The sequence below is a fragment of the Porticoccus sp. GXU_MW_L64 genome (genome assembly GCF_052983295.1).
On the sequence record NZ_JBRKJK010000005.1, the window covers coordinates 247,238 to 257,638 of the forward strand.

9 protein-coding genes are annotated in these 10,401 nt (G+C 54.4%); 5 read left to right on the forward strand and 4 right to left on the reverse strand.

Features of this window, described 5'->3' with window-relative positions:
• Positions 1-137: 137 nt before the first annotated feature.
• From ACVBEJ_RS05430 to ACVBEJ_RS05440, 3 genes are all read right to left on the reverse strand, one after another.
• On the reverse strand, positions 138-971 hold the full coding sequence (locus ACVBEJ_RS05430; protein ID WP_447128591.1) for a helix-turn-helix transcriptional regulator: 834 nt from the start codon (positions 969-971) through the stop codon (positions 138-140).
• 115 nt (positions 972-1,086) lie between these two features.
• Positions 1,087-1,971: a polyprenyl synthetase family protein gene (locus ACVBEJ_RS05435; RefSeq protein WP_447128592.1), complete on the reverse strand. Its 885-nt coding sequence runs from the start codon at positions 1,969-1,971 to the stop codon at positions 1,087-1,089.
• Positions 1,968-2,225 carry an exodeoxyribonuclease VII small subunit gene (locus tag ACVBEJ_RS05440; protein ID WP_447128593.1) on the reverse strand — a complete coding sequence of 86 codons (258 nt, stop codon included), beginning with the start codon at positions 2,223-2,225 and terminating at the stop codon, positions 1,968-1,970. The genes ACVBEJ_RS05435 and ACVBEJ_RS05440 overlap by 4 nt, the downstream gene beginning before the upstream one ends.
• A gap of 597 nt (positions 2,226-2,822) precedes the next feature.
• Between ACVBEJ_RS05440 and ACVBEJ_RS05445 the strand changes: the two genes are divergently transcribed.
• Positions 2,823-3,374, forward strand: coding sequence for an HNH endonuclease (locus tag ACVBEJ_RS05445; RefSeq protein WP_447128602.1), 552 nt, complete (start codon positions 2,823-2,825; stop codon positions 3,372-3,374).
• 329 nt (positions 3,375-3,703) lie between these two features.
• Here the strand turns inward: ACVBEJ_RS05445 and ACVBEJ_RS05450 are convergent, their stop codons facing one another.
• Positions 3,704-5,050 carry a sodium-dependent transporter gene (locus ACVBEJ_RS05450; RefSeq protein ID WP_447128594.1) on the reverse strand — a complete coding sequence of 449 codons (1,347 nt, stop codon included), beginning with the start codon at positions 5,048-5,050 and terminating at the stop codon, positions 3,704-3,706.
• 150 nt (positions 5,051-5,200) lie between these two features.
• On the opposite strand from ACVBEJ_RS05450, the gene ACVBEJ_RS05455 reads away from it, so the two are divergent.
• The 4 genes from ACVBEJ_RS05455 (at position 5,201) to ACVBEJ_RS05470 (ending at position 10,282) form a co-directional block, all read left to right on the forward strand.
• Entirely contained in the window at positions 5,201-6,853 is a 1,653-nt protein-coding gene (locus tag ACVBEJ_RS05455; RefSeq protein ID WP_447128595.1) for an acetolactate synthase large subunit, read from the forward strand.
• Positions 6,854-6,980: 127 nt separating this feature from the next.
• The gene (locus ACVBEJ_RS05460; RefSeq protein WP_447128596.1) at positions 6,981-8,408 is read left to right on the forward strand and encodes an aldehyde dehydrogenase family protein; all 1,428 of its coding nucleotides are present in this window, start codon (positions 6,981-6,983) and stop codon (positions 8,406-8,408) included.
• Between the two features lie 56 nt (positions 8,409-8,464).
• The gene (locus tag ACVBEJ_RS05465; RefSeq protein ID WP_447128597.1) at positions 8,465-9,286 is read left to right on the forward strand and encodes an HDOD domain-containing protein; all 822 of its coding nucleotides are present in this window, start codon (positions 8,465-8,467) and stop codon (positions 9,284-9,286) included.
• A 360-nt stretch (positions 9,287-9,646) separates the two neighbouring features.
• Positions 9,647-10,282, forward strand: coding sequence for a hypothetical protein (locus ACVBEJ_RS05470; RefSeq protein WP_447128598.1), 636 nt, complete (start codon positions 9,647-9,649; stop codon positions 10,280-10,282).
• Positions 10,283-10,401 lie beyond the last annotated feature (119 nt).

The window sequence follows — 10,401 nt, forward strand, 5'->3', positions numbered from 1 at the left end:
CTTCAATTTGGCCTTTGGGTATAAAACAGGCAACTTTACAGGTTGCGTTTAATAATGCGGCACAGGGATGTGCCGGCGCTGGCGCAGCAATCTCGTCGAGCCTGGCAGAGGGTTGGTGGAAATCGCCGCATTTCGCTCTATTTTCTGTGCGTTAAATAGCCAATCAACGGGTCCCCGCCGCTGTAGTTTTCCAGGCTCGATAACGAGTCAATAAACAGATAAAACAGCTCTGCCTGGGAGCGTACATCCAGTTTGGCGTAGCTGTTTTTACGGTGCAGTTTGACGGTTTCCGGGGATATGCCCAGTCTTTCGGCAATGGAGCGGGTGGAGTGGCCGTGCAGAAACAGCTGCACGACTTGGGTTTCGCGGTCGGTGAGGATGGAGCGGCCAAAATTGTCCAGGGCGCTTTCCAGTTGATGAGGCAGGTTGGTGTTGTCGCTGTTGATGACTTTTTGGCACCAGTGTTGGCGACAGAGTTCGGCTATTAACGGGGTGATTTCTTCCAGTACCTGAACATCGCGATGGTTGATGCCTTGACTGGTTTGGGTGCGGCCCAGCGCAATGTTGATACCCATGTTTTCACCGATCGCCATAACGTAACCAAATTCATCGGTGAGACCGGTATAGCGGTAATAGCTGCGGTAATATTCGCTGCTGCCAAAGCCGCTGGGGACAATGTTTTTCAGGTGGTAAAAGCCATTGACCTGGTTGTCGGCGATGGCGCGAAAGCAGGGGTCAAGCAGGTAGGCGCCTTCCATAAAGCGAACCACGTTCACTTCGCGTTCGGAGGTTGGCAAATCGTTGTACGCCAGAATCGGCTTCTGATTTTTGCGATAAATCAGCACCAGGGCGTTGTTGAACGACACCAGTCGTTTTAACACGGAAACCAGTTGGCCGGGAAAAGAGTCTGACCCCAGAATGGGGAGCAGTGAGGCCACCGCTTCGCTAAAAACATCAAGGTCGCTACGCATCGGCGCATCTTATCGGTAATGCCGTTTTGATGGCAATTACTTGCCCGCTTTTCCAGCAGTGGCCGCTATTCAAATATTTGACCGCCAATAGCAAAAAGTAATGGCGACAGGCTTTCTAATGATCCCTGTTGATAATGTATTTTGCCAGCGCGCGCAAACCATCGGCACGCGGGCCGAATTCAGATAGCGCGTCCAGGCTGTCGCTGCACAGCTGGGTCGCTTTTTGTTTGGCCCCCTCCAGCCCCAGCAGCGAGGTATAGGTGGGTTTGTTGAGGGCTTGGTCGGCGCCCTGGCGTTTGCCCAGTACGGCGGTATTGCTCTCCACATCGAGAATGTCGTCCTGCACCTGAAAGGCCAGCCCCACAAGGCGACTGTATTCCCTCAGGGCAGCTAATTGGGCAGCAGAGGCGCCGGCACTGAGGGCGCCCAAATGGATGCTGGCGTCGATCAAGGCGCCGGTTTTCAGGTGGTGCATCAGCTCCAGTTGCGACAGGTCGAGGGTTTGGTCAACGGCGGCCAGATCAATGGCCTGGCCCGCCACCATGCCTTGGGCACCTGCCGCCTGACTCAGTTTGGTGATCATTTGCAGGGCTTGCTGCGCCGGTGTGTGGTGAAGCCGGGTCAGCTGTTCAAAAGCCAGTGCTTGCAAGGCATCGCCAGCGAGAATGGCATTGGCCTCGCCAAAGCGCACATGGCAGGTGGGCTTGCCGCGGCGCAGGTCGTCGTCGTCCATGGCGGGCAAATCGTCGTGGATCAGCGAGTAGGCGTGAATCAACTCCACTGCACAGGCCGCCTGGTCGGTGTCGCTGTTAATGTCGCCCACCGCCATTGCCGCACCGTAAGCGAGCATGGGGCGCACCCGCTTGCCACCATTAAGCACGCTGTATTCCATGGCCTTATAGAGTAAGGCGGCATTTGGGTGAGCGTTCAGGCACTGCTTGAGGGCCTGGCCAACCCGCTCCAGAGTGGTTGCCTGGAGCTGTTGCAGTGGTGATGTCATGGGTTGTCGGGGTCGAAAGGTTGTTCGCTGAGCTCGCCGTTTTCCCCGCGGGTGAGGATGGCGACTTTTTGTTCTGCTTGCGCCAGGGCTTGCTGACATTGACGGGTGATCTGGATGCCTTGTTCAAACGCCTTGAGGGAGTCTTCCAGGGACATTTCCCCTTTTTCCATGTCGCTGACCAGGGCTTCCAGTTGGCTCAGTTGTTTTTCAAAATCAATGGCTTTACTGGAACTGGGTGATTTTTTGGCGGCCACGGTAAATCTCTGTTTGCGGAAAGCCTGCCACCCTAACGGAGCCCTATCTGTGGGTCAATACATCACCTCATACATCACCTCATACATCACCTCATACATCACCTCAGAGTTATGGGGGTAGGATATAGATTACAAAAAAATCAGAATTTTACCGATAGTATCCCGGTGCTCACACAGGCACACTGGCACAGCACTGACGCACACCATCATGGATGTTCCCCTCCCACGGATGACACGGACGTTTTGTAAGGTGGCTCTAGGGCTGGAGACTATACTGCTTTAAACCCCCGGGCTCAGGCTTGGGGGTTTTTCTTTTTCTGGCCGGTGCGCTTGACAGTGTCTCTTGTACCGGTATGCTGGGAACCATAGTCACAGGGCAGCCCGCTGTTCCTTTGCAACAGGAGGTGTTACCTTCTTCAGCGTTCCGCAACAGTGTCGATGGCACCGGCCATTATCCGGCATCAGCCACCGGGCTCAACAGCCCGCTGCATACAGTCTTTTTTGCGCTCTCACAAAACCCTTTTCCAAACCCCGTCTGGTCGCCCCGGCGGGGTTTTTCGTTTCTGATTATCTGAAAGGAGCTTCACTGTGCAGCCAATGATCTTGCGCCTCAACCTCGCCGGTCAGCCCATTGAGTGGCTGGGTTGGCAAGACGCGGTTTGTATGTATTCACGAGAACTGGTGAAGTGGACCATGGGGGATGTGGTGCAGCGCATCCACGGCGGTTTTTCGCGCTTTAGCGGAGAGCGTACCATTGTGGAATTGCCCAGTATCATCGCCTGTGGTGGCGAGCGCATGGCTCAGCCGCGCAGAAGCTACCCGCTGAGCAACCGGGCGCTGTTTGTGCGCGATGCTTACCTGTGTATGTACTGTGGCCGCGATTTTGAGGCCAGCGAACTCACCCGGGATCATATCCGCCCCACCTCCCGGGGCGGTAAAGACAACTGGAAAAATGTGGTGTCAGCCTGTCGGCGTTGTAACCAACACAAGGCGAACTATTTACTGGAAGAAATAGGCATGGAGCTGATCGCCCTGCCGTACCAACCCAATAATGCCGAGTACCTGGCATTGATCAACAGCCGCCGTATTCTCGGTGACCAGATGGAATTTTTGCGGGGGCAGTTTTCCAAGAATGCGAGGTGGTTGTGAGCGGCGGGCCAAGTTATTAAACCGGCAACCTTATAGGTTGCGTTTAATAATGTGGCACAGGGATGTGCCGCCGCTGGCGCGAGCCCAATAAAATCAAGCATTTCCACGCAAATGCGCCAGGTTTTATTGGGCGCGCAATACAAAAGGCAGAACGCTTTTTGTATTGCCGGGTTAATAGCCATCCTGAGCATTAGCGAAGGATCTCACTCTGGTCACAACTTGTGAGATTCTTCGCTGCGCTCAGAATGACAGCCCGCAATCCGTAGTAAGAAACGTTATTTGCCAAACTCATAACACCGTTCCACCTTTAACAGTCGCCGGTTTGATATCTATAAAAGGCTGTTAATAAAAGTCACGGCAATCAGCAGCGGACAAACGTAGCGCACATAGCCCGGCCAGATTTTCCAAAACAGGCTGTGCTCTGCGTCGGACAAGCCCTGTTTGATTTCTTCCAGCAGCTTGTTGCGGTGCATTACCCAGCCCGCAAACAGGCACAGCAAAAGCCCCAGCATCGGTTGGCTGTATTTGGTGGTCAGGTCCACCACAAACCCGAAGACTGCATCGCCACTGAAAATAATAAGCGCGCTGATGGCAAAAATGACCCCGCCAACCAGCCAGGCGGTTTTGGGGCGAGGTTGATCGTGGTTTTCAACGCTGTAGGCCACTGGTACCTCCAGCATGGAAATAGACGAAGTGAGCGCCGCAATGGTCATCAGGGCAAAAAAGGCAAAAGCGAAAAACTGGCCAACAGCGCCCATGGTGGCAAACAGTGAAGGCAGGGTTTGGAAAATTAACCCGGGCCCGGCGACCAGTTCACCGTTATTGAAGATAGCCACACCATTGTTTTGCGCCACAAACATGGCAGGAATAATCAACAGACCCGCCATAAAAGCAATGCCGGTATCCACCACCGTAACAATGGCACCCAACTTGGGCAGGTTTTCCCGGTGGCTGATATAAGAGCCGTAAATCAGCATGGTGCCCACACCCAGAGACAGGGAGAAAAACGCCTGGCCCATGGCTTCCACCACAATGTTGGGGTTGGTGATCTGGGAGAAATCCGGCTTCAGGTAAAGCGCAAGGCCTTCAGCGGCCCCCTCTTGCAGTAGCACATAAACGATCAGCGCCCCCAGCAGCAGTAACAGCGATGGCATCAGGCGGCTGGACCATTTTTCAATGCCTTTTTCCACCCCTCGGCTGATCACCCAGATGGTCGCCAACGCAAACAGCAAGGTAAAAAACAGGCTGCGACTGGTGCTGCTTTCCACCAGCCAGCGGGCAACGCTGTCAGAGCCCAAAGCCGAGGCAATGGGCTCTGCCAGATGAGCAATCATCCAACCGGCCACAATGCTGTAAAAGCTCAAAATCAGGCTGGCCACCAGCACCGCATACAGGCCCGTAAACTTGCCCACCCGGGACATGGGCCCTTTGCCAGCCACCTGGCACAGCGCGCCCACCATATTGGCGCGGGTATGGCGGCCAATCACCAGTTCGGCCATCAGTGCCGGATAAGCGAGCACAAAGGCCAGAACAAAGTACAGCAGCACAAAAGCGCCGCCGCCATTTTCAGCGGTATTGGTGGGGAACCCCCACACGTTGCCCAGCCCCACCGCAGAACCGGCAGCAGCCATAATGAAGCCAAAGCGTGAAGAAAACTGACCGCGATCTGTACCCATGGTCTATCCTTTTGATTATAGTTTTTGGCAATCATACCGAAAAATAGATACTGTCTGACACCGAGATTTATATTCCATAAACTGAACGCCTGCTGGCAGCGGTTATCTAACAGCACTCAAAACCTTTTTAATGATAAGTGAGAAGCGTGAATGAAAGCATCCGACCTGTTTGTTAAGTGCCTGGAAGAAGAAGGCATAGAATATATTTTTGGCGTTCCCGGAGAGGAAAATGCCGATTTTATGATGTCCCTGGAACAGAGTGAGCAGATTCGTTTTATCCTCACTCGCCACGAACAGGGCGCGGCTTTTATGGCAGAAATTTATGGTCGCTTGACCGGTAACCCCGCCGGTTGCCTGGGCACATTGGGGCCGGGAGCCACCAATTTGATTACCGGCGTTGCCGACTCCAATATGGATCGCGCCCCCATGCTGGTGCTTACCGGCCAGGGGGCATCCACACGCTTGCACAAGGAATCCCATCAGGTGATGGATGTGGTGGGCATGTTTGCTCCGGTCACCAAGTGGGCCACTCAGGTGATTCACGCCGACAGCATTCCGGAAATTACCCGCAAAGCCGTGCGCCTGGCGCGTACCGAAAAGCCCGGTGCCGTTCACGTGGAGCTGCCGGAAGATATCGCCAAGTGGGAAACCGACAAAAAGCCCATGGCAGTGAAAAAATTCCGCCGTTCGGTGCCGGACGACAAAGCCATCGACCGCGCCTTTGAAAAAATCAAAAACGCCAAACGCCCGTTAATTGTTGCCGGCAACGGCTGTATTCGCCGCCGCGCCAGCAAGCAGCTACGTATGCTGTGCGACAAAACCGGCATTGGCGTAGTCAGCACCTTTATGGCCAAAGGCAGTGTGGATATGGATGCGGATTACTGCCTGTACACCATTGGCCTGGGCAGCAAGGATATTGTCTCCTGCGCGGTGGATGCCGCCGACCTGGTGATTGCCATTGGCTACGACATGGTGGAATACCACCCCAGCCTGTGGAACCCGGACGGTAACAAAGAAATTGTTCATATCGATTTTCTGCCTGCGGAAATCGACGAAAGTTACCACCCGGAAGTGGAAGTGGTGGGCGACCTTGCCCACGCCCTGTGGATGCTCAACGAGCGGGTAGACGCCGCCGGTGGCCTGGACTACGACCTCAGCCAGCAACAAGCGGTGCGCCGGGATATGTGGGCGGAGTTTACCGCCCACAAAGACGACGACACCGAAAATTCCATTCGCCCACAAAAAGTCCTGTGGGATTGCCGACAGGTCATGGGGCCGAACGATATTCTGTTGTCTGATGTGGGCGCCCACAAAATGTGGATTGCCCGCCACTACCAGTGCCACGAACCCAATACCTGCCTGATTCCCAACGGCTTCTGCTCCATGGGCTTTGCCCTGCCGGGGGCCATTGCCGCCTCTCTGGTGCACCCGGACAGGCGCGTTCTGGCCATTTGCGGTGACGCCGGTTTTATGATGAACGTGCAGGAAATGGAAACCGCCCGCCGCCTCAACAGCAACCTGGTGGTTATGGTGTGGGAAGACAATGCCTACGGCCTGATTGCCTGGAAACAGGATAATGAATTTGGCAAACACACCGAGCTGGATTTCGGCAACCCGGACTGGATTCAACTGGCTAATGCCTTTGGCTGGCACGGTCACTTTGTTGCCAACAGCCGCGACCTGGCGCAATCACTGGAGGCAGCCTTTAACGAATCCGGCCCCAGCCTGGTGGTAGTGCCCATTGACTATCGCGAGAATGGCATTCTGACCGAACGTTTGGGCAAGGTGACTTGTTCGATTTAACGCATACCACCATCTTGTCATTGCGAGCCGCCGTAGGCGGCGCGGCAATCTCAATGGGCTCGCTGCCAGGCTGTTGGAGATTGCTTCGCTTCGCTCGCAATGACGACATTTTCCCAGGTAACTACCCATGACCCAACACTTCCCCTTGTTGATCCACGGGGCCACAGATTCTGATGGATCCCTGGCCGTCGTCTCCCCCTACAGCGGTGAACAATTAGCCACTGTCGCCCTGGCCAACGAAAGCCATGTCGAACAGGCCCTGACTACCGCCTACGGCCTGTTTCGCGACCGCGACCAGTGGTTGTCGCTGGAGCAGCGCTTTGACATTCTGGGGGCAACCGCTGCATTGATGGCCGCCGATGCGGATGCCCTGGCCAAAGGAGCTGCCGCCGAAGGTGGCAAACCCTTGCTGGATTCCCGGGTAGAGGTGGAACGCGCCATAGAAGGGGTAAAGCTCTGCGCCGAGCATATCAGCCACAAAGCTGGTGAGGTGGTGCCCATGGTGCACTCCACGCGCATGGCCTTTACCCAGAAAGAGCCCATTGGTGTGGTGGTGGCGGTGAGTGCTTTTAACCACCCCCTCAATTTGATTGTGCATCAAGTAGGAGCGGCTGTGGCTGCCGGTTGCCCGGTGATTGTCAAACCCGCTCAGGATACCCCCTTGTCCTGTCTGCGTTTCGTGTCCCTGTTGCACAAAGCCGGATTGCCGCCCCAGTGGTGCCAGGTAGTGCTGCCGCACAATCGGGACCTGTCCACCGCTTTGGTAACGGACAAACGGGTGGGTTTTTTCTCCTTTATTGGCAGCGCCGGGGTAGGCTGGATGCTGCGCAGCAAACTCGCCCCCGGCACCCGCTGTGCCCTGGAACACGGCGGAGTGGCTCCGCTGATTGTGGACCACAGCGCCGACCTGGACAAAGTGATTCCGGCCCTGCTCAAAGGCGGCTTTTACCACGCCGGCCAGGTGTGCGTGTCGGTTCAGCGGGTGTACGTGCCCCAGGCCAGGCTGCAACAGGTGGCCCAAAAATTGGCCGCAGGCGCTAAACAATTGATCGTAGGCGACCCGCTGGCGGAAGACAGCGAAGTCGGGCCCCTGATCCGCCCCGCTGAAGTGGACCGGGTGCATCAATGGGTGCAGGAGGCACAACAACAGGGCGCAGAGCTGTTGGTCGGTGGCGAAAAACTCAGCAACAACTGTTACGCGCCAACGGTATTGGTAAACCCGCCGGACGATGCCGCCGTCAGTCAGCAGGAAGTGTTTGGCCCGGTGGTGTGCCTGTACAGTTTCGATAAAGTGGCCGATGCCATCGCCCGCGCCAACAGCCTGGATGTGGCTTTTCAGGCAGCGGTGTTCAGCCAGGACATCGACCGCGCCATGAGCATAGCCCGTCGCCTGGATGCCTCGGCCGTAATGATTAACGATCACACTGCCTTTCGTCACGATGGTATGCCGTTCGCGGGTTTGCGTCACTCCGGATTGGGAGTTGGTGGCATAGGTCACACTATTGATGAAATGCAGGTTGATAAAATGATGGTGATGCATATCACAGAGCGTTAAATTAACGCTTTGATACAGATAATAAAAACAACCACATACAAGGGACGGTTTTCACTATGACCATTGATGAAATCTTCAAGCGGGTTCAACAACTGCCTCCCGGATTGCCACAAATTGCCCAGGAGATTCTGCTGTTGTTTGACAGCAACAGCGATGTGGACCTGAAAGTCATCGCCAACAAAATCTCCCAGGACCAGGTAATCGCCGCCAAAGTGCTGCGCCTGGCCAATTCCGCCTATTTTGGCGGCGCCCGCAATGTGGCCACTCTCGATCAGGCAGTGGTACTGCTGGGTATGTCGGCACTGCGGACTCTGGTGGTGGCCTCCAGCGCCACCGGCATGTTCCCGGATATGCCCGGCTTCGACAAAGAGGCATTCTGGAAACACAGCTTTCAGGTGGCCAGCCTCAGTCAAAAATTGGCAAAAGCTGCCGGACTGGACGCCAATGTCGCTTTTATGTGCGGCATGCTGCACCGCATCGGCGACCTGCTGATTCGCCTGGCCAACCCGTCCCTGAGCGCAGATATAGACAGCTACGAAGAAATGGGTGCCTGCCGCGCCGAAAGCCAGAAAAATCTTATGGGCCTGGACTACGCCGAAGTGGGAGAGGCCCTGGCCGAGCGCTGGGACTTCCCGGAAGTGATTCAGCAAACCATTGCTTGCCAATTGGAACCCCAGGACTACGAAGGCGAAGAAAACTACGCCGCACTGCTGGCCGTGGCTGACCACCTGCTGTGTTCCGTTGCCAAAGGGCTGGATGAAAGCGATGAAGAATACTACCCGGAAGCGGCGGCCAGATTGCTGGCGCTGTCACGGGATAAGGTGCTGGATCGTTTGGAGGAAGTGGTAGAGGCCAGTGGGGAAGAACTGGTGGTTTGATGGCACTGCTATTTGTATTTGGCTGATTTAGGGGGCGTTCTCAATTAGTGAGCTGTTGCTGCTGGAGCCCATTTTGGCTCTCAGCTAGGCGCCGTGAGTGCTGTGTAGTCGCTCTACATGAGCGAACGGCAACACCGCTGAGGGACAAAATGGGCCCAGCCCTTCGGGTTGCGCCTGAAATGGCGCCATACTGCGTTATTCGTCGCTCATTTGGAATGACCAAACCACTCTCCTCATGCCTTGTCTGGCGCCATTTCAGGCGCAACAGCAATAACTCTCTAATTGAGAACGCCCCCTAGTAAAACTGCTAATAGTCAATATGCCATGAGAGATGCATACCTGAGATTTTTCGAATCTTGTTTGCCCAAAGAACAGTTATTTGCTTTTGGGTTGAGCGAACTTATTTCGTGCAAAACCGAAATTGTTGACATTGAGTGGCGCGAATTGCAAGAAGCTATATGGCAAAACCAGTCGGTGTATATTCGTAGCTTTGGCCGCAATGGGGCTGGATCACATCTTTTTGCTGACTTCTATAAATTAGCCATTGGCAATGACAAGGTGACGATTGACCCTACGAATAACGCCAGGCCGACAGAAGCGCTGCGCAATTTTACAGGATTCTCAAAAACACCAAAGCGTGGCTTTGAACTGCTTCGTAACTATCAGGTATCGCATGTTTTTGGGCGTACAAAGAATGTTTTTGCCTTCACTGCGCCATGGAATATTGTTTACATTCCAAAAATTCTTGACCCTTTTACGGGACATGAGGCTAAAGGTGATGCGGTGTCTGAATTCTCTGCTATGTTTCAGCGTGAGATGGCGAATCGATTTGAGCCACAGATTGAGTCATTTAATCAGATAATGGCAGACAGTGAATTTCAGTCAAACTGCTCACAAGCGATAGAGCAGATGACCCAATCTGGTAACTATGAGTCAGCAGATATCGACAAGTTTAAAAAGGCTCTTGAATATGAATTGTCGCCAATTAATGTTTAGGGAACATCTGATTAATTGATAAAGCAGCGCCAATTTCTGCAATTCAAAAATTCAGGTGCTCGTTTTCTCCAAATTTTGCGCAAATAACTCGATATTTACACATTTGTTTGCTTTGCTGG